Below are 22,969 nucleotides of genomic sequence, written 5' to 3' on the forward strand. Positions count from 1 at the left end.
ATCAGCATAAGCCTCAAAAATTTATAAAGCAATTAGCGGTAAAACAGAATGAATTATATAAAAGCATTAGAAAACCCCATTTTTAAAATCATTGCACAAGCAAGTCAAGAACTTGGTGTGGAAAGCTACGTTATTGGTGGTTTTGTTCGGGATTATTTATTAACACGTCCATCCAAAAAAGACATTGATATTGTTGCCGTGGGTAGCGGTATCGATTTGGCTTTAAAAGTATCCGAATTATTAGCCAACAAACCGAAAGTTCAGGTTTTTAAAAACTACGGAACAGCGATGTTGCGCTACAAAGACACGGATATCGAATTTGTGGGCGCGCGTAAAGAAAGCTACCAAACTGAAAGCAGAAACCCAAAAGTAGAAATTGGCACATTGCAAGATGACCAAGAACGTCGCGATTTTACAATTAATGCCTTGGCTTTTTCGTTGAACGAAAGTAATTATGGCGATTTGGTTGATCCGTTTGAAGGTGTGGCGGCTTTGGAATCCAAAACCATCAAAACCCCTTTAAACCCTGATATTACTTATTCTGATGACCCATTACGAATGATGCGTGCGATTCGGTTTGCTACCCAATTGGGATTTGAAATTGAATCCGAATCTTTGGAGGCGATTTCAAAAAACAAAGACCGCATTAGCATCATCTCTGGTGAACGCATTGTAGACGAATTGAACAAAATCCTTTCGACCGACAAACCTTCAGTAGGTTTTTTATTATTGTACCAAACCGGACTTTTAGACCTTATTTTACCCGAATTAACGGCTTTGAATAATGTAGAAGAAATTGAAGGTCAAACGCATAAAAACAACTTTTACCACACGCTGGAAGTAGTCGATAATATTTGTCCAAATACGGATGATGTATGGTTGCGTTGGGCGGCTTTGTTACACGATATTGGCAAAGCTCCCACTAAAAAATTCAACAAAAAGCAAGGTTGGACCTTTCACGGACACGAGTTTTTGGGCGGAAAGATGGTCAAAAAGATATTTGAACGCTTACATATGCCATTGAACCAAAAAATGAAATTTGTTCAAAAAATGGTCATGATGAGTTCGCGTCCTATTGTTCTTTCTCAGGATATTGTTACGGATTCAGCGGTGAGGCGTTTGGTATTTGATGCAGGCGAAGATGTGGAAGACTTGATGACCCTTTGTGAGGCCGATATCACTACTAAAAACCCGAACAAATTCAAGAAATACCACAACAATTTTGTGATTGTTCGTCAAAAAATTGTCGAAGTTGAAGAGAAAGACTCAATTCGAAACTTCCAACCGCCTATCACTGGAGAACAAATCATGGAAATTTTTGACTTGAAACCTTCGAGAGAAATTGGTGTCCTAAAAGAAGCAGTAAAAGAAGCTATATTGGAAGGTGAAATTCCAAATGAGTACGAAGCGGCTTATGCCTTTGTTTTGAAAAGAGCAGAGAAATTAGGATTGAAGAAAGCAGCTAAGTAGCTAAGGCACTGAGAAATCAAGCTAATTAGATGAACTATTAAAAATACAATAAACTTTAGGTTCTTAGTCTCTTTAAAACTCAGAATCTTAGAAACTATAAAAAATGACACAAAACAAATCCGTTATCTACTGGTTGCTTACAGGATGCTTCCTATTATTTTTGATGGTAACTGTGGGTGGAATCACCCGATTGACAAACTCAGGTTTATCCATGACCGATTGGCATTTGGTTACCGATACTTTTCCGCCTTTAACAGAGGAAAAATGGCAAGCGGCCTTTGAGGAGTATAAAAAATTCCCAGAATACCAAAAAATCAACATTCACAACGATTTCCAACTTTCGGACTACAAATTCATTTATTTCTGGGAATGGTTTCACCGTTTCATTGGTCGAATCATAGGACTGGTATTTATAGTTCCTTTTGTCTATTTTTTAATCAAAAAGAAATTAGACCGTGCCACCATCAAGAAATGTTTCATACTGCTTTTCATGGGTGGATTTCAAGGATTTTTGGGTTGGTTCATGGTTAAAAGTGGCTTGATTGACAATCCTGATGTCAGTCATTTTAGACTGGCTTTACACCTTACTTTTGCTTTTATCACCTTTGCCTATACGCTTTGGGTTGCTTTGGATTTAATTTACCCTTCACGTAAACAACCCAATGTTAATTTGCAAAAAATTGCGCGTTACGCACTTGTTTTTTTATTAATCCAAATTGTTTACGGAGGTTTTGTCGCTGGTCTTAATGCGGGCTTGATTCACAACCATTGGCCAATGATGAGTGACGGACAATTTATTCACGATAGTGTTTTTATTGAACAAAAATCACTACTACTCAATTTGACCGAAGGAAAAAGTGGCGTTCAATTTGTACATCGCTCCTTAGCTTATCTTGTTGTATTCTTGATTGGAGTGTTATTTTTTAAAAGCAAAACAACAATAACGGAACAAGAGCAATCTAATGGTATTAATTTGCTGATGATTTTAGTTTTGGTACAATTTATTTTAGGCGTTTTTACACTATTGCTTTCAGTACCTCTTTGGTTAGGATTAGCGCATCAAATCAATGCGTTTTTCTTACTAGCAACCATGACTTATACATTACACAGGCTTTCTAAATAGCCTGTTTTTTTTTGTATCTTTATTACTGACTATATTGTCACATTTCTTTGTTTACCAACAAAAATGTCAAAACTCGCCTCACAAGACCAATTTATTGATTTATCAGATTACGGAAGACCTTTTGGGAGATGGCTCGCTAATACTTTAAAAAACACGCGCTTCACTCCTATTGATGTAACCCTACTCTTTGGAGTTTCGGGATTGATAGCTATATACTGCATTCTTCAAAATCACTACTATTGGGCTGGTTTTTTCATTATTTTGAAATCTATAATTGATGCTGCCGATGGTGAACTCGCACGCGTAAAAAACACACCTTCTTATACTGGTCGTTATCTAGATAGTATATTTGATATTATTCTTAATTTATTACTATTGTCAGCGATTTGTTATGTTTCTCAAACTTCATTTATATTTACTATCATTGCATTTATCTGTATTCAACTACAAGGGACATTATACAATTACTATTATGTCATTCTAAGAAACAAATCTGTTGGCGGGGATGCAACCAGTAAAATATTTGAATATAAAACCCCAAAAGCGCTCCCTGGTGAAAACCAAAAATCTGTAAATATTCTGTTTTTTATTTACACGATTGTTTATGGAAAATTCGACCAAATCATTCATAGTTTAGACCCAAACGCATACAAAGTAAAAACCTTTCCCAACTGGTTTATGACTTTTGTTTCGATATATGGATTAGGGTTTCAATTATTAATTATAGCCATCATGTTAGCTGTAGAATGGATTGAAATTATTGTTCCTTTTTTTATTATCTATTCTCTTTTTATCTTTATACTAATTAGCATCAGAAGACTATATATCAACACTATATAATCTTTTTTTTATGTTAAATCCCCACTAAATCTACTATCTATTTTGTAATTTTAAATAAAATTCATAAAATGAAAAAGTGGAATTTACTTTTTATCCTATTTATAATTGTAATAATCAGTTGTACTAGCAGTAAAGCATTAGTCAAAAATAAAAACACAACCGCTAGTCCAAGTGACACCATTCGTATTGCCAATGAGGAGCTAGAATATGAAGTCATCATTATTGATCCTGGATTCAATACTTGGCTTAACAGTAGAGCATTCCCAAGAGGATATCATACACAAGCATATTTAGAAAACAAAAATCTATTTTACATTACTGAATGGAACAATCGTGTCATGCAACCACAACGCTATAATTCAAGACTTTATGAAATGACAATAGACTACGACCCCCATATTAATTATGGATACGAAGTCAATTACTTGATTTATAATTACATGATTTATTTCCAAAATACTTATAAACAAAAACTTTATGGTAATGTCCCTCTAAGATAATGTTCTTATATTTGTATGGATTGAAATAAAATGAAAAAATTAAAAGAGCGCTGGGGAATAAAAACGAACTTTCAACTCAGTATTATATTTATCGTTTTTGCTATTACTGGCTCCACTTCAGCTTGGTTATCGACTATAGTCTGTGATTGGATGGGAATATATAAAAGCGACTTAGGATTAATCTACACTCCCATTAGACTTATATTAATTTTCCCTTTATATCAAGTTTTATTAGTACTAATAGGATTCCTTTTTGGACAATTAAAATTCTTTTGGGCATTCGAAAAAAAAATGTTGATAAAAATGGGATTAGGATTCTTATTTAAACCCTAAAAATGACAATAACCTTAGCAATCATTTTATTTACACTTTTTCTATTTCTTTCAGGAATACATTTTTATTGGGTTTTAGGTGGAAAATGGGGTATTGGAGCCGTTTTTCCAACACAGCCAAACGATACAAACCCTAAAGTCCCTGGAGCAGTACCCACGATTATTGTTGGTATTGCATTATTTACTATTAGTCTTTTTTATTTAATAAGAGTAAAAATATATCCATTAGAACTGCCTGAATTCCTTAACACCTACGGTTTAAAATTAATTACAGGATTATTCGTCTTAAGAGCTATTGGCGAATTTAATTACATCGGTTTTTTTAAAAAACACAAAGAAACAAGATTTGGCATCAACGACACCAAATATTATTCTCCACTTTGTTTATTAATAGCTTTGTTGACTTTTATTCTTAATTTGAATTTATAGGTACTACCATCTACTCTTTTAATTTGTCTTTAAAAACTTTTTTTACCTTTTCAATTTTTGGACTAATAATGAAGGAGCAATATCCTTGTTCTTTGTTACTATTATAATAATTATGATGGTAATCTTCAGCAACATAAAACTTAGAAGCTTCCGAAATTTTGGTCACAATTGAGTTTGGAAAAACCTCCTCCCGATTAAGCCATTCAATAAAATCTTGTGCTATTTTTTTTTGATTTTCATTAGTATAAAAAATCTCGCTGCGGTATTGTGTTCCCACATCATTCCCTTGACGATTCAATGTTGTAGGGTCATGAGTGGCAAAGAAAACTTCTAAAAGTTCAGCATAGGAAATTAACTTAGGATCAAATTCAATCTGTATTGCTTCGGCATGTCCAGTTTGTCCCGTACAAATTTCTTTATAAGTAGGATTTGGAGACACTCCTCCAATATAACCTGGAGCGACTTTTACTACCCCTTTCAACTCTAAAAAAACAGCTTCTGTACACCAAAAACAACCTCCTGCAATAATTGCAATTTCCGTTTGATTCGTATAACTCATCCTTTTTAATTTTTAACCAAATTTTGACTTCTTACCAAATTTAAGCTATTCAAAGGAAATGACTCTTTTGTTTTAACGAAAATTTACAAATAGTCTTCTCAATTCTTTCGGCAAATTATTAAATTCTTTGTTTCTTTGCTGAAATTCGTTCAAATGATTCAGGCAAAAAATTTACATAAATACTACGATCAACTTCATGTTTTAAAAGGAGTCGATTTGCACATACAAAAAGGCGAAATTGTTTCCATTGTTGGGGCTTCGGGAGCTGGAAAAACAACACTTTTACAGATTCTAGGAACATTAGATCATCCTTCTACAAAAAGCGATGTCCAACTTAATATTAACGGCGAGAACATCTTATCGATGAATGATAAAAGCTTATCAAAGTTTCGTAATTTGAATTTAGGCTTTATTTTTCAATTTCATCAATTACTACCTGAGTTTACCGCTTTGGAAAATGTATGTATTCCTGCCTATATCGCTAACAAACCAAAAAAAGAAACCGAAACGGAAGCCAAACGACTATTAGAATATCTAGGCTTATCACATAGAATCAATCATAAACCTAACGAACTTTCGGGCGGTGAGCAACAGCGTGTGGCAGTAGCTAGAGCCTTAATCAATAAACCTGCAATTATTTTTGCTGATGAACCTTCAGGGAATTTAGATACCCATTCGGCCGAAAATTTACACCAATTATTTTTTAAACTACGTGACGAATTTGGGCAGACCTTTGTAATTGTTACTCATAATGAAGAGCTTGCCAATATGGCGGATAGAAAATTAGTAATGGTAGATGGACAAATAAGCTCTTAAAGAAACTAAGTTGCTAAGATTCTGAGGTACTAAGGCAAGTATACCTTCTTAAAAATTAGAATCTTACTATCTAAGAACCTTAGAACCTCCATAAACATGACACAATCCGAACTCAAAGATTTTCTTGACGAAAAAGTAATTCAATACAACACTCTTGATTTTATCGAAAGTGATCCTGTGCAAATCCCTCATTTGTTTTCGCAGAAAGAAGATATTGAAATTGCTGGTTTTTTGAGCGCAACTATCGCTTGGGGTAATCGGACGATGATTATCAAAAACAGTCACAGGATGATGGATTTGATGGGCAATACGCCCTATGATTTTGTGATGTCCCATACGGATTCTGACTTAGAGCGACTCGAATCATTTGTTCATAGAACGTTCAATAGTCTTGATTTCACTTTCTTTATACAAAGCCTTCAAAACATTTATAAAAATCATAGTGGCCTCGAAGCTGTCTTTAGCCAATACCAAGAACCGCATTCGATGCAAAAAAGCATCTCTGAATTTAAAAAAACCTTTTTTGAAATACCTCATTTGACTCGAACTGAAAAACACATTTCAGATCCATTAAATAATTCAGCGGCCAAGAGGATTAACATGTACCTCAGGTGGATGTGTCGTCAAGACAACAAAGGCGTAGACTTAGGGATTTGGAAAACTATATCACCTGCTGCCCTTTCTTGTCCCTTAGATGTTCATTCAGGTAATGTGGCTCGTAAATTAGGCTTACTATCAAGGAAGCAAAATGACGCCAAAGCATTAACTGAATTGGATATAAAACTTCGTGAACTAGACGCTATTGACCCTGCTAAATATGATTTTGCTTTATTTGGTTTAGGAGTTTTTGAAGGATTTTAATTCGCTACTGCTTAAAACCTTAGGTCAAATCCAAAACTAAATCATAAATACATTTTCTTTTCTTCGTATAATATCTTCATGGATTATCGCCAAAGACAGACTGTTTGCTATAAACTTTGAGGATTTTGAAATAATTTTTTTACAAAATAGGTAAAATATGCACTTTATCGATATTTTTATACACTTTATCGATGCTATTAAAAAGATTTGTATTATATTTGATTCACCCAAAAGCCCCAAATCTTAATTTAATATTTAACCTATAATGAATACTACAAAAAAAATTGTTTTAGCAGAGGACAACTCGATACTTTCATTATTACTAAAGTTCAAATTAGAAAAAGAAGGTTATAATCTATTAATTGCTGTTAACGGAAAAGAAGCAATCGATTTAATCGAAGAGCATCAACCAGACATGATTCTTACAGACATTATGATGCCGTTTGTTAGCGGTTTAGAAGTCATTAGCCACGTTAGAAACAAATTAGATTTATCAACTCCTATTGTTGTTTTTTCTTCAGCTGGTCAAGAAGAAATGGTTCTAAATGCATTTAACCTTGGCGCTACCGATTTCATGAGCAAGCCTTTCAGTCCTAATGAATTGATTATTAGAACAAAAAGACTTTTACGTTAACCTTTTAGTATCACTATTATGGCAAAATTGTATCACTATTTCGTAGAATACTTCCATCACGCCCCTACCTTAATTCAATTATCTTGGATTTTGAGTGCTGGATTTATGGTTACAATCATGCTTTTAATCACCTACTTATCATATTTAAGAGCAAAATTAAGAACTAAAGAAAGGATAGAAGCCACGTATCAAAAAAAATACGAGTCTGATTTAATTGAATATTTGTATGCTGGTAATGACCTAAATGAAATTAGTCCTCAACAACAGCAAATTATTAAATATTTAAAAAAATGCACCATCAGTGGATTAAAAAGAAAAATCATTATTCATACTTTATTGAAATTAAGAAATGAAATTTCAGGTGAAACTGCAGATGCCATCCAAAATTTATATTACCAAACTGGATTAATGGAGCAAGCAGTAACTAAACTAAAGCATAAAAAATGGGATGTAGTTGCAAGAGCCATCAAAGAACTTTCTCAGTTTGAAATCAAAGAAGTACACGATGATATCAAATTGCTAGTAAACCATCCCAAAAAAGAAGTTCGAAATGAAATTCAAAAATATTTAGTTAAATTATTCTGTTTTGATGGATTAGATTTTCTTAATGTATTAGAGAATCAATTGTCTGAATGGGACCAAATCCAATTATTAGAAATTTTACAAAAAGCGGATAACCAAAAAATCCCTGACATTTCAGTTTGGTTAAAATCTAACAATCCTTCTGTTATTTCTTTTGCTATAAAATTGGCTAGAATCTTTAATCAATTTGAGACAAAAGATGAAATTCTGGAACTTTTTAAACATCCTAATCTAGATATTAGAATACAAGCTATTGAGGTTGTTGATCATCTAGGAATATTAGAAGCTTTTGAATTATTGAAAAAAGACATAACAGAAAGAACACTGGAGGAACAAATCGCTTTCTTCAAAATGTCTGAGAAAATGTGTACAACTGCTGATATACCATTTGTAATGGAGTTTTTACTTCATGAGAACTTCGATATTAGAGCTTCAGTAAATAATATCATTGAATTTGTTGGATGTAATACCATACAAATAGACAGAAACAAAACCACTTCAGAAAACACAAATCTTACTAAAGCCAGTTAATTATGTATCTAAATATACCCGAATTAATTACTTCTGTTTTAGAATTTATCTTTTATAGTTTTGCTTTTTCTGCAATTCTATCGTATATCATTCTAGCTATAATCTCTGGATTTGAAACAGTGAATTATATGAAGAAAAACAGCTTTGTGAATTATAAAGAAATATTATCCTCTTCTATTTCACCTTCAATTTCCATTATAGCTCCTGCGTATAATGAAACTCTGAATATCGTAGAAAACGTACGCTCGTTACTCTCTAATCATTATGTAAATTATGATGTTATTATTGTAAATGATGGAAGTAAAGATGATAGTCTTGAAAAACTAATCAAAGCCTATGATTTAGTAAAAGTAGATTATTCAATCAACCAACAAATCCCTACTAAACCCTTGCGCGAAGGCATCTTTAAATCAACCAATCCTGCTTTTGAAAAATTGATTGTAGTTGATAAAGTAAACGGTGGAAAAGCAGATGCTTTAAATACAGGCTTAAACATTAGCACAAACAAATATGTAGCTTGTATTGATGTGGATTGCTTACTATTAGAGGAAGCATTGCAAAAAATGATTAAACCATTCCTAGAATCAACAGATGAAAAAGTTATTGCTGCTGGTGGTGTAATTCGAATTGCTAATTCTTGTGAAATCAAAGACGGAAAATTAATCGATGTCAACCTACCTAAAAATAAAATTGTTAGAGGTCAAATTTTAGAATACCTAAGAGCTTTTTTATTAGGTAGAATGGCGTGGAGTAAACTAAATGGTTTATTAGTAATCTCAGGAGCCTTTGGTCTATTTGACAAAAAAACAGCTATCGAAGTAGGTGGATATGACACTAAAACGGTTGGTGAAGATATGGAAATCATCGTAAGGATGAGAAGACATATGGAAGAACAAAAAGTAAAATACCGTGTAGCTTATATTCCTGATCCACTTTGTTGGACAGAAGCTCCAGATAGTTACAAAATTTTCATTTCTCAAAGAAACAGATGGACTCGTGGAACAATAGAAACTTTAAAAAAACACAAAAAAATTGGATTCAATCCTAAATATAACTCTTTAGGAACTATTAGTTATCCGTATTGGTTAATTTATGAACGAATAGCCCCCATTATTGAAGTTGCAGGTTTGTTTTACTTCCTGTTTTTGATAATGAATAAAAATGTTAAATGGGATTACGCACTAGCTTTCATCACATTAGCCTACTTATTTACAGTACTTTTTTCTATTATTACAATCATAACCGAAGAGTTAACTTATCATCAATACAAGAAAAAAGGAATTGGTTATCAACTCATTAAAACAGCTTTTCTAGAACCATTTATAAATCATCCATTTATTTTGTATGCAGCTGTCAAGGGGAATTTTGATTATTATTTCAACAAAAAAATAAAATGGGGCGAAATGACCCGAAAAGGGATGACAAATAACTAAATTGCCAAAAATTTTAATAGTAAAAGCATGAAAATTAAAGACCAACTAAAAAATAGTTTCTCTTACCTTTACCTAAGTCTTTCATTAATTCTAACTTTTTGGTTAATAAGCCTTTTCGAAATTGTTTCCAAAACAATTAATGGCATCCAACTTGATAATACGATAATCACTATCCTATACAAGTTATTAAATGATATTTGGACAGGATTGGTTATCTCGTTACTATTTTACCCTCTCTATTTAGTTTTAGGATTTGCAAAAAAACCTTGGGACTCTATTGTAGTCAAAGTGTTTTTTTCATTAATTGTAATCGGACAATTTGCACTAACTAAATACCACTTGACTACATTAGTCAATCTTGGGGCAGATTTTTTAGGATATTCGATTGATGATATGTTCACCACTGTAACTGCATCAGAGTCATTATCAATTGTCTATTTCATTCCGTTTATTGTATTTCCAATCCTTTATTTGGGAATACACAAAGCGATTTCAACAAGTATAACAACCAAGCAACTTTATATCACTTTTGGAAGTTTAGCATTAGTAAGTTTTGGTTTTAAAACAATTGTTTCAGAGTTTTCAGATTCCAATTACCAAAACAAATTAGCCTATTTCACTTCGGATATCATTCGTTTTCAAACGGATAAAAATGCATTTAATGCCGATAATTTAACGTATAAAAAAGAATATCCGTTAGTAAAATCATTTAATGAAACTCCCGATGTTTTGTCTCCTTTTTTCGAAATAAAAGAAGAAAAACCAAATATTGTGATGATTATTGTTGAAGGTCTAGGAAATGAATTCATAGGGAAAAATGAATATCGTGGATTTACACCTTATCTAGATTCTTTAATTCCAAAATCTTTGTATTGGGAAAACTTCGTTAGTAATGCAGGACGAACTTTTGGCGCCCTACCTTCTATTTTAGGCTCACTCCCTTATGGCGAAAAAGGTTTTTTAGAAATGAATCCATTACCGTCACATATCTCTTTGGTTAGTATTTTAAAAGCCAATGAGTACACTACTTCTTTTTATTGTGGTGACGAATCCAGTTTTGACCGAAAAATTAATTTTCTTGAATACAACGGAATAGACAATGTAATTGATATTAATAAATTTGGTCCTGGCTACGAAAAAACCAAAGAAAATTCAGGTGGATTTAGTTGGGGGTATCCTGATGGAGAAATTTTCAAAAAAACACTATCCGAATTAGATGGAAAAAAAGCCCCGAGATTGGACATCATCATGACGCTGACCAATCACGAGCCGTTTGATTTTCCTGCCAAAAAAGAATATCTAAAAAAGGTAGATAGTATCATGAATACGAACAAAACCTTAGCAGTTTCAAAATCTGAGGTAGCCACTTATAAAGATATTTTTGCCTGTTTATTATACACCGATCATTCAATTAAAAATTTTATTGAATCCTATAAAAAAAGACCCGAATATAAAAATACCATCTTTGTAATCACAGGAGATCATCGTTTAATTCCTATTGCTCAAAAAGATAAATTGTGCCGTTTTCATGTGCCTTTATATATGTACAGTCCGTTGTTGAAAAAAACACAAACTTTCAAATCCGTTTCTTCACATTGGGACATTGCTCCTAGTTTGATTTCATTTTTAATGAATAATTACAAAATGAACAAAATGGAGAAAACAACTTGGATGAGTACTGGATTAGACACGGTTAAGAAATTCAGAAACATACACACTATTCCTATTATGCAAAATAAAGGAAGTATTAATGAATTGATATACAAAGACTATTTATACTCAGATGGGAATTTATTCAAGATTGACGAGAATTTTACGCTTTCAAAAATCAAAGATTCTGAAATGATGAAAATTATCGAAGATACTTTAACCGAATCTAAGAAGCTAAATGCTTATTTGACTCAGAAGAATAAAATTATTCCAAATTCAATTAACATTTATACCAAACCGGCTTTTCAGTTTTCAAAAGAAGATTTAGCAACGATAAAAAAATTGACTAAAGGGCTAACTTATGACGAAACATTTTTCCTAGCACGTGATTTTGCTTTTAATAATGATAGACAAAAAGCTCGTTTACTTTGTAATTACATCTTAAATGAATTCCCTAATTATGCAGATGTACGAACGCTAAAAGGACGTACACTCGCTTGGGATAAAGATTACAAAAAGGCCGAATCAGAATTACTTGAAGTAGTTAAAAGAACACCGTTCTACAATGATAGTTATATTGCTTTAATGGACTTATACTGGTGGTCAAGCCAAGATGCTAAAGGAATTTCAATCGCAAAAAAAGGATTGAAAAATAAAGTAGAAAATCCTGAACTAGGTATAAAATTAGCCCAAGCCTACAAAAGAACAAACAATATAAAAATGGCCAACGCTACAATTGATAGTATTCTAAAAAAGCATCCCGGAAACAAAGAATTTATAAAAATTAAAAACGCTTTGTAAAATGATTTTAAAATCGATAACCAAAATATTCATCCTCCTTTGTTTTACAACTGTAGCTCAATTAAGCGCACAACAAACTGCGTATAATGGTGACCCAGATAGTTCGTTTGAAACTGCTCGTAAATTAGCTTTCAACGACCAACGAAAACAAGCTCAGGACACTTTAGTAAATATTCTAACTAAATACCCTAATTACAGTGACATCCGAACTTTTTTAGCGACCACTTATTCTTGGGATGGTGACTATAAAAAGGCTCGTAAAGAATTTGCTTTTGTGATAAATGATGACCCAAAAAACAAAGCCAATTGGGTTGCAGCTATCAAGAACGAATTATGGAGTGATTCGTATTATGACGCTATGGAAATGTCTAAAAAAGCACTCCAGATTTTCCCTGATGATTCTGAAATTTTACTTTTGAGTGCTTCTGCAAAAGAAAACACCAATAATCCACTTGAAGCCTTAAAGATTGTCAATTCTATTTTAGAAAAAAATCCAGACGATACCAAAGCACAAGAATATAAAAACAGCCTTAATCAATCATTACGTACCAATAGTGTCGGTTTAAGGTCGGCCGTTGATGTGTATTCGGAGGTTTTTGACCCTATGCAATTCCACACCTTAAAATTAAGTCGTATTACCCAGTACGGAAGTGTGATTGCAAAAGTAAATTTCAACCGTCGATTTAAAGAAAATGGAACCCAATTTGAAGTCGATATGTATCCTAAAATAGCCAAAGGATTATACGCTTATGTCAACTTTGGAGTAGCGAATTCTTTTTTATTTCCAGACTTTCGCTATGGTTTGGAATTACATCAATCCTTACCTTATAGTTTTGAAGTATCAGCAGGTTTCAGAGCCTTACAATTTAGCACTACAACAACTATTTACACAGGATCTATTGGTTGGTACACAGGCAATGATTATTGGTCTATTCGCCCCTACCTAACACCAGGGGATGGTGGATTAAGTACCTCTGGAATACTCAACTACCGAAAATATCGATCTAATGCTGATAATTATTTAAGTTTAGCGTTCAGTATGGGATTTTCACCTGAAATCTATCAATTTAAAGTGGATGGAAACGAAAACACTATCATCAACTTACAATCTCAACGATTCAATCTAAGCTACTTTTTTACCACCAACCAAAACCGAAATGCCTGGGGGGCACAATTTGACATCACACATCAAGAAATCAGTTTTGACCCAGGAAATTATTTCTGGATTTATTCCTTTACACTTTCTTGGGATTTGAAATTTAAATAAAATGTAGTCTGTAATTTTTCGAAATACCTGATTTCAAATGAAATCACAACAAACAAGTACATCACTATTTGAACAGTAAAATTAAGAATCATTCTGATCTATGATTCTTAATTTTTTATTGGTCGTCATAATTACAAATAATTAATAGCAATAAAAGAAGTAAGCAAGTCAAAAATAAAGTGGTCTTTTTTATAATTTCTCCTACCTTTGTTTCCAAAATCGAATCAAAAACAATGAAAACGGCACTTTATAAAATCATTTTTACCTTCTTATTTCTTACCATTATTAACTGTAAAAAAGCCGAAGTTTCAAACAAAAACACCAAAGAATTAGCAGGTAACAGCATTGAACACGCCTCAAGTTTAGCAATTTACAAACAAGAGGGCTATTCAATCGTTAAAATAATTCAGCCTTGGCCAAATGCTAACAAGGATTTGACTTACGTCCTTCAAGAAAAAAACGCAATACTGCCAGATAGTTTGCAAAAATACCCAGTAGTTTCTGTTCCTTTACAATCAATTGTGGTAACCTCAACAACTATAATCCCCTATCTAGAAATGTTAGGAGTCGAAAACAAACTAGTTGGTTTTCCTCATACCGACTATATTTCGTCTGAAAAAACCAGAGCTTTAATTGATAATGGATTCATTAAAAATGTAGGTCAAAATGAAAAACTAAATATGGAGCAGTTGATTGATTTAGCTCCCGAATTAATCGTTACTTTTAGCATGGACAACAGCAATCCGATGATTGCTAATTTGGAAAAAAGTGGTTTAAAAGTTTTCATTCAAGCAGACTGGATGGAACAATCCCCACTAGGAAAAGCCGAATGGATTAAATTATATGGTGCTTTATTTGGCAAAGAAAAAGAAGCCAAAAACCTTTTTGATGAAATTGTGAAAGACTACAACAAAGCCTCAGCTTTAGTTAACACACCCCAACAACAAAAAACTGTTTTATACGGTTCAATGTACCAGGACCAATGGTTTGTAGCTAAAGGAAATAGTTGGGTTTCTCAATTTATTAAGGATGCCAAAGCCAATTATTTATGGGCAGATACCGAAGGGACAGGAAGTTTAGGACTTTCTTTTGAAACCGTACTTGAAAAAGGTAAAAACGCCCAATATTGGATTGCAACTGGTTCTTTCAAAAACTTATCTGAACTAGAAAAAGCCAACCCTCATTACAGTCAATTTACAGCTTTCCAGAATAAAGAAATCTATACATTTGAAGGCAAAATTGGTCCCACAGGAGGAACTATTTATTATGAACTAGCGCCAAGCCGACCTGATTTGGTCTTAAAAGATTATATCAAAATCTTTCATCCTGAGCTTGTTCCAAATTATACTTTTACCTTTGCCCAAAAACTAAACTAAATTGAAGCAACAACAACGCAATATTTTCACCTTCTCCTTACTTAGTTTAGGATTCTTAACTTTGTTTTTTACGAACATCAGTTTGGGGTCAATAACTATTCCGTTTAACGAAATTTACGACAGCCTGACAGGTGGTCAAGCCAGTAAATCCACTTGGGAATACATCATCATCAATTATAGGTTACCAAAAGCGATAACAGCCATCCTTGTTGGAATGGGACTTTCTATCAGTGGGTTGTTGATGCAAACACTTTTTCGAAATCCGTTAGCAGGACCTTATGTTTTAGGATTGAGTTCAGGTGCCAGTTTAGGAGTTGCTTTTGTTATTTTGGGTGCAGGACTATTACCGCCTTTTTTAGGGGCTCTTTTAACTTCACCTTATGGAATTGTTATTGCTTCAACCATAGGGAGCACATTGGTATTGATAGCCGTATTAGTAGTATCCCATCGCATGCGAGACACGATGGCAATCCTTATTGTAGGTCTTATGTTTGGAAGTTTTACCAATGCTATTGTCAGTACACTTACGTATTTTAGTTCGGCAGATCAATTGCAAAAATTCGTTTTTTGGTCCATGGGAAGTTTAGGGAATTTATCATGGACTTCCATAACAATTCTTAGTGGTTGTGTTGCTACAGGCTTAGCATTGAGTTTGTACAGCGTAAAACCATTAAACGCCTTATTATTAGGTGAAAATTATGCTAAAAGCCTTGGACTAAATTTCAAAAAAACACGTTTAATTATCATACTTGCTACCAGTATTTTAGCAGGAAGCATCACCGCCTATGCAGGTCCTATTGCTTTTATTGGACTAGCTGTTCCACATATTGCAAAGCTTTTGTTTCACACTAGTAATCACAGTACATTGTATTGGAGTACGCTATTAATAGGCGCTAGTATTATGTTGTTGTGTGATGTTATTTCACAAATGCCAGGCTACGAAATTACTTTACCGATTAACGCAGTAACATCTCTTTTTGGAGCGCCTATTGTGATCTGGTTGCTGGTTCGAAAAAGGAAGTTGGGGAATTAATATGCATTGAATTAATATTTTTTAATAAATTTATTATGATTCTTTTTTTTAAAACAAAAAAATAAACACATAGAATCATAGTTTACTGTACTTATTAAGATAGACATAGTAAAAACTCGTTTTTCATAGAAAGTTGAAAACTATTTTAAACATAGACAAACGTATTTTTTTTAAAACACATAGAATCATAGATTTCTGTGCTTATTAAGATAGACATAGTAAAAACTCGTTTTTCATAGAAAGTTGCAATCATCATTTTAACCCTTAAAAAAACACACATGATAACTCAGAAATACCTAGATGATTTGACATATAAGGTTATTGGATGTGCTATCGAAGTACATAAAACAATGGGGAGAGGTCTTCTTGAAAATGTATATCATCTTTGTTTAAAAGAAGAACTAAATCGACAAAAAATAAACTTTAAATCCGAAATGAAAGTTCCTTTAATCTATAAGGACAAAGAATTAGAAATTGACTTTAGATGTGATATGTTAATTGAAGATTGTCTGGTTGTAGAATTAAAATCGGTTTTACAATTAAATCCTATCTTTGAAGCACAACTTCAAACTTATATGAATCTTTTAAAAGCGCCAAAAGGAATTATCATTAACTTTAATTGCTCTAATATTTTCAAAGAAGGACAAAAGACAATTGTCAATAATTATTTCAAACAGCTACCTGAAAAATAATCTTTTATAACTAAAAGCAATCAATTAAAATCCCCATATCCTATGTAATCTATCCTAAGCAAAGCGTCTCAACACAAAGCCTATAAAAACTATGTCCCTATGTGTTTAAAAAATTAACAAAAGCTATGTAATCTATCCTAAGCAAAGCGTCTCGACACAAAGCCTATAAAAACTATGTCCCTATGTGTTTTAAAAAATTAAGAAAAGCTATGTAAACTATCCTAAGCAAAGCGTCTCAACACAAAGCCTATAAAAACTATGTCCCTATGTGTTTTAAAAAATTAAGAAAAGCTATGTAAACTATCCTAAGCAAAGCGTCTCAACATAAAGCCTATAAAAACTATGTCCCTATGTGTTTTAAAAAATTAAGAAAAGCTATGTAATCTATCCTAAGCAAAGCGTCTCAACATAAAGCCTATAAAAACTATGTCCCTATGTGTTTTAAAAAATTAAGAAAAGCTATGTAATCTATCCTAAGCAAAGCGTCTCAACATAAAGCCTATAAAAACTATGTCCCTATGTGTTTTAAAAAATTAAGAAAAGCTATGTAATCTATCCTAAGCAAAGCGTCTCAACATAAAGCCTATAAAAACTATGTCCCTATGTGTTTTAAAAAATTAAGAAAAGCTATGTAAACTATCCTAAGCAAAGCGTCTCAACACAAAGCCTATAAAAACTATGTCCCTATGTGTTTTAAAAAATCTATACAACGATGAGCAATACCATCCTTTCCACCACAAACCTCAGCATTGGCTACACTTCCAAAGGAGCTCCCACAGTCATTGCCCAGAACCTGAACCTCAACTTGCAATCTGCTAAACTCATAGCGCTAATTGGTGCTAACGGAATAGGGAAATCGACATTATTGCGAACGCTAACCGGAATTCAAAAACCATTATCGGGCAGTGTTTATTTAAAGGATAAAAACATAGAGAAATACGCACCACTCGAATTGGCTCAAAACCTAAGTGTGGTTTTGACCGAAAAACTTCCTCCTAGCAACCTGACCGTTTTTGAACTCATTGCACTTGGAAGACAACCTTATACCAACTGGATTGGAAAACTCACCGAAACTGATATTGAACAGGTCAACCAAGCCATGCAACTGACACAAATTAGTCATTTAGCAACCAAAAAACATTACGAAATCAGTGATGGACAACTACAAAAAGTACTGGTAGCAAGGGCTTTGGCACAAGACACGCCTTTCATTATTTTGGATGAACCCACCACCCATTTGGATTTATTGCACAAAGTAGCCCTTTTTAAACTGCTAAAAAAACTGAGTCAGGAGACACAAAAATGCATCTTATTTTCAACTCACGACATTGATATGGCGATTCAATTAAGCGACGAAATGATTATCATAACACCCGAAAATGTGGTTCAAGATAGTCCTTGCAATTTTATTTCCAAAGGGAGTTTTGACACCATTTTCAAAGACGACCACATCCGTTTTGATTCCGAAAAAGGGAAATTTATCATTACTTAATTAGGAGCACAACTTTTTGATTTTACATTAACGAGTCGTCCTGCTCTTCGCTGTATCTCTTGTTTCGCTATCACTTCACAAGAGGATGCCGCTGCGATCAGGGCTATAAACGACTAGTGTTTTTCATAATTATTTTTAGAAAACAGATTTAAACAACTACAAAATAAAAGCCCCGAATTCACGAATAACAACTGTAATTCGTGAATTCGGGGCTTTTACCAAGATTTTAAAACTTTTAAAAAGTTGTCAAATCTAAAAACTATTCTTCTACTTTCTTAATTACCTTTCTAGCTACTTCGATTTTAAATTTTTTGCCTTTCATCTTTTCGTCCTTGATGGCGTGTAATAAATCTTTAACTTTATTGAATTTCACTGCCGCAAAAGAAATAAAATCTTTGACTTCAATCAATCCTAAATCGCCTTTCTCTAATTTTCCTTTTTGAGAAAAGAAACCTACGATATCAATTTTATTCAATTTATTTTTCTTCCCTCCACTGATGTAAATCGTTTGATATTGTGGTGGTTTAGGTAGACTTTTAGGGGCTTCAACATTCAAAACAGGAATCGAATAATCGATATAATCCATTTTTTTCTCACTGTCATTCACAACTAGATACGCTGTTCCAGAAGCTAACATACGTGCTGTGCGCCCATTTCTATGGGTAAACTCATCCGCTTTTGATGGTAAATGATAGTGAATCACATGATTCATCTCAGGAATATCTAGTCCACGAGCGGCCAAATCTGTTGTGATTAAATAACTCATACTTCCATTACGAAACTGAATCAAAGCACGCTCTCTTTCGTCTTGATCCATTCCTCCGTGGTAGTAGGTCGCGTAAATTCCTTTTTCGTTTAGCGTATCACTAATACGTTCTGCCGCATCACGATGGTTACAAAAAACAATTGCCGCTTCTGATTTTAACGAACAAATCAAATGAAACAAACTATTTAGTTTGTCTTTGTCTTTGGAGACCACCATTTTCATCGAAAGATTGCTTGCCGCTTCGTCCTCTTCAGGAATAAAATCCAAAATTGTTGGATTAATCACTCGAGTATATTTTGGAATCTCAATATCCGATGTTGCAGATACCAAGACACGTTTGTTCAATTTTGGTAATTTCCCAATGATAAAAGACATTTGTTCATGGAAGCCTAATTGTAACGATTTATCAAATTCGTCTAAAACCAACGTCTGAATTTTATCCAATCGAAAAGTACCTCTTTCAATATGATCTGCAATTCTTCCTGGTGTTCCTATTAAAACTGCCGGAGGATTACTCAAATTTTTTATTTCAGTATCAATCGAGTGCCCACCGTAACAAACATTTATTTTGTAATCAGTACCCATTTTTTTCCAAACCTGTTCAATTTGAAGTCCTAACTCACGAGAAGGAACTAAAATTAAACATTGAACTGATAAAAATTCAGGATTTAATAATTCTAAAACAGGGAGCAAAAAAGCCAATGTTTTTCCAGAACCTGTAGGAGATAACAATAAAATATTATTATCATGCAAAATAGCATCTTGGGCCACTTCTTGCATTTCGTTTAAGTTCTCAATTCCTAGATTCTTGAGTATATTTTGGGAAAGGTGTTTTGGATTCATTTTTATAATTTGTGCAAAGGTAGTTTTTTTAAAATTATGAACCTTAGCCCTTTTTTCTACATTAAAGTTTAGACAAAAAAAAACTGTCAAGACCTCTTTAAAAGAAAGTCTTGACAGTAAAAAAAAATATTTTTATATGTAATAGATAGTTACCTACCTTTTAAATAATCATAGATTTAGAATCCGTAAACCACACCTACAGCAAATTGTGAAGCTGATTTAGTATCGTTAACTACACTTCCTGATTTTTTAAACATATCTTCAGAACCATTATCTAATCTAAATTCTGGAATGATTGTTAATGCTCCAGCTTTTAAGTTAGCTGATAAAGTTAAAGCAGTTACTGATGCGTCACCAGAATTTTCTTTAAACTTAAAGTATTCACCACGTAAACCTAAACCAAAGTTATCACTTACCGCAACCGCTGGATATAAAGCTACTCCTGTATAACCAACTTTAGTTCCATTTGTAAAATCAGCAGTGTTTAATCCTAAAGAGAATTTTTCAGATAATTGGAAAGATGCTGTTAAGTCAATAATTGTCCCACTTTCTGAACCATCCATAAAGTTAATGTAAGCACTTACACCTTCTGCTGGAGCTAATGATAATTGAGCACCAAAAGCATTTAATCCTTTAATTGGGTCTGCTTTGTATGAGTTCCATTGGTCATTAAACATACCTACCATTAAACCTACTTTATCAGAGAAAGCATAGTTCGCTTTTACCCCTGCATTTTGGAATGGTCCGTTAGTAAATAAATAAGATGTAGAATAATGGAAGTTAGCCAAAGGCGAAATTACTTCATACCCTACAAATGTTCCCATATAACCTGCAGTGAAGCTTAATTTATCTGTTGCTGCATAAGTAGCATACAAATTTTGAATATGGAATGAATTAAATCCGTTCCCTTCATCATATGAATTATCAGAATTAGGAATAGATTGAAATTGTCCTCTTGGTCCAAAAGATACTTCACCAACGAAAGATGCTTTTCCTGTAGTTTTCTTTAAAGCAATGTCAATCATTCCTAAAGAAACTGAATTATGATCTGTTGCAAAACTCGTTGGAATGTTTTCACCTTTAGCAAAGTCATACTTGTAATAAAGATCGGCAGATCCAGAAATTTCTAATGGTGTGTCTTGAGCAAATGCCATGTTCCCTGTTAGCGCTAAAGCTAAAATAATAATTACTTTCTTCATGTTTAATTTTGTTTTGGTTTAATAATTAATAAAGCTTCTCTGTATTTTATCTTCTTTTCAACTTTTAGAAGATTTAAGACTTCTAATTTTTAATTTGTTTCAAAAACCACAAATAATCTTCATTTCTTTATTTTTCTGAAGCGAATATATTAAGTAATATTTAACTAAAACAATTCTAAAACGGCTTTTCGTTTTAAATTGGAACGAATTATTAATTTAGGAATAGGAAATAATAAAAAATGGAAAATACATATAAATAACTGCAAAAAAATAAAATATTCATAACGCCATTTTTCCAATAAACCCCAAAATTTTTAAGGATAGACAATACATAATTAAGTTAATTAAAGTAAAAACTAAAACAAAACCACAATTTAAAACCAAACCCCCTAAAAAAAATAGGGGTAACAAAAAAAACATTAAAACACCAAAACTATTCACACCTTCAACATTCTCGACAAAAAAAGAGCCTCAAAATAATTTGAGGCTCTTTTTAAACACAAAACTGCTTGTTAAGGTTATCCTAAAATAGAAGCGATAGTATCTATCTCCGATTTTGAAAATTCTACCATTTTCAAGCTCTCTAAATTATTATTCAATTGCCCAACTGAGCTCGCTCCTATTAGCACCGATGTCACCCTATTGTCTTTCATCAACCACGCCAACGCCATTTGAGCTAAAGACTGGCCTCTTTCTTTTGCAATTTCATTTAATTGAATGATTTTTTGAATGCGCTCTTCTGAGACTTCTTCTCTTTTTAAATGTCCATTCGGATTATGAGCCCTAGAATTCTCTGGAATTCCTTTTAAGTATTTGTCTGTCAATAATCCTTGTGCCAAAGGCGAAAAAGCAATACAACCGACACCTTTATCTTCTAATACATCCAACAAACCATCTTCCACCCAACGCTGAAACATTGAATACTTGGCTTGATGGATCAAACAAGGCGTTCCTAATTCTTTTAATACTTCTACAGCTACCTTAGTTTGCTCCGCCGAATAATTACTGATTCCTACATACAATGCCTTCCCGCTACGTACCGCGTGGTCCAATGCCATCATCGTTTCCTCAATAGGCGTTTCGGGGTCAGGTCGATGCGAATAGAAAATATCTACATATTCTAAATCCATTCGTTTCAAACTTTGGTCTAAGCTAGAAAGCAAATACTTTCTAGACCCCCAGTCTCCATAAGGTCCTTCCCACATGGTATAACCTGCTTTGGTCGAAATCACCATTTGATCTCTCAAATTCCCTTGAAAGTTATTTTTTAAAATCTTTCCAAAATTAGTTTCTGCTGAACCAGGAACTGGTCCATAATTATTGGCTAAGTCAAAATGGGTAATTCCTTTATCAAAAGCATCCTTAACGATGCTCTCTCCATTTTCAAAATTATCAACTGAACCAAAGTTGTGCCATAAACCCAAAGAAATTTGAGGTAATAACAAACCACTTTTTCCACATCTGTTGTATTTCATGTCTTTATTTTTTTTTTATTGTCCTATGAGATGGTCATTAACTATATCCTAATCGTTATGTGTAATTAGTTTTTGATGATGTTTCTTCGTCAGTTCGAGTAAATTTTCAGAAAATGCGAATAGCTTTTTCAGAAAATTTGTATCGAGAACAAGAAAAACATCATTAAAAACGGTTCTCGATACACCTCACTTCGAGTGCGGAGCGTATCGAGAAGTTTTGTTCCGTTTCTCTCCACAAAAAACACTCGAACTGACGTTTTTAATA

General features: G+C 33.1%; 21 protein-coding genes. 17 read left to right on the forward strand and 4 right to left on the reverse strand.

Annotation, left to right across the window (positions count from 1 at the left end):
- The first annotated feature begins 48 nt into the window (after positions 1-48).
- From SLW70_RS15110 to SLW70_RS15135, 6 genes are all read left to right on the forward strand, one after another.
- On the forward strand, positions 49-1,470 hold the full coding sequence (locus SLW70_RS15110; protein WP_320889464.1) for a CCA tRNA nucleotidyltransferase: 1,422 nt from the start codon (positions 49-51) through the stop codon (positions 1,468-1,470).
- A 103-nt stretch (positions 1,471-1,573) separates the two neighbouring features.
- Positions 1,574-2,593 (forward strand): COX15/CtaA family protein, encoded by a 1,020-nt coding sequence (locus SLW70_RS15115; protein WP_320889465.1) that lies wholly within the window; start codon positions 1,574-1,576, stop codon positions 2,591-2,593.
- Between the two features lie 63 nt (positions 2,594-2,656).
- Complete coding sequence (locus tag SLW70_RS15120; RefSeq protein ID WP_320889466.1) at positions 2,657-3,433, forward strand: CDP-alcohol phosphatidyltransferase family protein; 777 nt, start codon at positions 2,657-2,659, stop codon at positions 3,431-3,433.
- A 68-nt stretch (positions 3,434-3,501) separates the two neighbouring features.
- Positions 3,502-3,933: a DUF6146 family protein gene (locus SLW70_RS15125; protein ID WP_320889467.1), complete on the forward strand. Its 432-nt coding sequence runs from the start codon at positions 3,502-3,504 to the stop codon at positions 3,931-3,933.
- Between the two features lie 30 nt (positions 3,934-3,963).
- Positions 3,964-4,266, forward strand: a complete 303-nt coding sequence (locus SLW70_RS15130; protein WP_320889468.1) for a DUF6787 family protein — start codon at positions 3,964-3,966, stop codon at positions 4,264-4,266.
- Between the two features lie 2 nt (positions 4,267-4,268).
- Positions 4,269-4,694 carry a DUF3995 domain-containing protein gene (locus SLW70_RS15135; protein ID WP_320889469.1) on the forward strand — a complete coding sequence of 142 codons (426 nt, stop codon included), beginning with the start codon at positions 4,269-4,271 and terminating at the stop codon, positions 4,692-4,694.
- A gap of 10 nt (positions 4,695-4,704) precedes the next feature.
- Here SLW70_RS15135 and msrA read toward each other — a convergent pair whose 3' ends face one another.
- Complete coding sequence (msrA, locus tag SLW70_RS15140; RefSeq protein WP_320889470.1) at positions 4,705-5,253, reverse strand: peptide-methionine (S)-S-oxide reductase MsrA; 549 nt, start codon at positions 5,251-5,253, stop codon at positions 4,705-4,707.
- Positions 5,254-5,406: 153 nt separating this feature from the next.
- Between msrA and SLW70_RS15145 the strand changes: the two genes are divergently transcribed.
- From SLW70_RS15145 to SLW70_RS15195, 11 genes are all read left to right on the forward strand, one after another.
- The gene (locus SLW70_RS15145) at positions 5,407-6,069 is read left to right on the forward strand and encodes an ABC transporter ATP-binding protein (RefSeq protein ID WP_320889471.1); all 663 of its coding nucleotides are present in this window, start codon (positions 5,407-5,409) and stop codon (positions 6,067-6,069) included.
- A 96-nt stretch (positions 6,070-6,165) separates the two neighbouring features.
- The gene (locus tag SLW70_RS15150) at positions 6,166-6,930 is read left to right on the forward strand and encodes a TIGR02757 family protein (RefSeq protein WP_320889472.1); all 765 of its coding nucleotides are present in this window, start codon (positions 6,166-6,168) and stop codon (positions 6,928-6,930) included.
- Positions 6,931-7,195: 265 nt separating this feature from the next.
- Positions 7,196-7,564, forward strand: coding sequence for a response regulator transcription factor (locus SLW70_RS15155; protein ID WP_320889473.1), 369 nt, complete (start codon positions 7,196-7,198; stop codon positions 7,562-7,564).
- A gap of 18 nt (positions 7,565-7,582) precedes the next feature.
- Positions 7,583-8,677 carry a hypothetical protein gene (locus SLW70_RS15160; protein WP_320889474.1) on the forward strand — a complete coding sequence of 365 codons (1,095 nt, stop codon included), beginning with the start codon at positions 7,583-7,585 and terminating at the stop codon, positions 8,675-8,677.
- 2 nt (positions 8,678-8,679) lie between these two features.
- Positions 8,680-10,110, forward strand: a complete 1,431-nt coding sequence (locus SLW70_RS15165) for a glycosyltransferase (RefSeq protein WP_320889475.1) — start codon at positions 8,680-8,682, stop codon at positions 10,108-10,110.
- Between the two features lie 27 nt (positions 10,111-10,137).
- A complete protein-coding gene (locus SLW70_RS15170) occupies positions 10,138-12,561 on the forward strand; it encodes a sulfatase-like hydrolase/transferase (RefSeq protein WP_320889476.1) in 2,424 nt (807 codons plus the stop codon).
- 1 nt (position 12,562) lies between these two features.
- Positions 12,563-13,828: a YaiO family outer membrane beta-barrel protein gene (locus tag SLW70_RS15175; RefSeq protein ID WP_320889477.1), complete on the forward strand. Its 1,266-nt coding sequence runs from the start codon at positions 12,563-12,565 to the stop codon at positions 13,826-13,828.
- A 233-nt stretch (positions 13,829-14,061) separates the two neighbouring features.
- On the forward strand, positions 14,062-15,204 hold the full coding sequence (locus SLW70_RS15180) for an ABC transporter substrate-binding protein (protein WP_320889478.1): 1,143 nt from the start codon (positions 14,062-14,064) through the stop codon (positions 15,202-15,204).
- Position 15,205: 1 nt separating this feature from the next.
- Positions 15,206-16,237, forward strand: coding sequence for an iron ABC transporter permease (locus SLW70_RS15185; RefSeq protein ID WP_320889479.1), 1,032 nt, complete (start codon positions 15,206-15,208; stop codon positions 16,235-16,237).
- A 278-nt stretch (positions 16,238-16,515) separates the two neighbouring features.
- Positions 16,516-16,929, forward strand: coding sequence for a GxxExxY protein (locus tag SLW70_RS15190; protein WP_320889480.1), 414 nt, complete (start codon positions 16,516-16,518; stop codon positions 16,927-16,929).
- Positions 16,930-17,641: 712 nt separating this feature from the next.
- A complete protein-coding gene (locus tag SLW70_RS15195) occupies positions 17,642-18,421 on the forward strand; it encodes an ABC transporter ATP-binding protein (RefSeq protein ID WP_320889481.1) in 780 nt (259 codons plus the stop codon).
- A gap of 259 nt (positions 18,422-18,680) precedes the next feature.
- Here the strand turns inward: SLW70_RS15195 and SLW70_RS15200 are convergent, their stop codons facing one another.
- The 3 genes from SLW70_RS15200 to mgrA form a co-directional block, all read right to left on the reverse strand.
- Positions 18,681-20,030 (reverse strand): DEAD/DEAH box helicase, encoded by a 1,350-nt coding sequence (locus SLW70_RS15200; protein WP_320889483.1) that lies wholly within the window; start codon positions 20,028-20,030, stop codon positions 18,681-18,683.
- 176 nt (positions 20,031-20,206) lie between these two features.
- Positions 20,207-21,229 (reverse strand): porin, encoded by a 1,023-nt coding sequence (locus tag SLW70_RS15205; RefSeq protein WP_320889485.1) that lies wholly within the window; start codon positions 21,227-21,229, stop codon positions 20,207-20,209.
- 518 nt (positions 21,230-21,747) lie between these two features.
- Positions 21,748-22,704 (reverse strand): L-glyceraldehyde 3-phosphate reductase, encoded by a 957-nt coding sequence (gene mgrA, locus SLW70_RS15210; protein ID WP_320889486.1) that lies wholly within the window; start codon positions 22,702-22,704, stop codon positions 21,748-21,750.
- Between the last annotated feature and the right edge of the window lie 265 nt (positions 22,705-22,969).

The sequence above is a fragment of the Flavobacterium sp. NG2 genome (assembly GCF_034119845.1).
In the GTDB taxonomy this organism is placed as follows: Bacteria; Bacteroidota; Bacteroidia; order Flavobacteriales; family Flavobacteriaceae; genus Flavobacterium.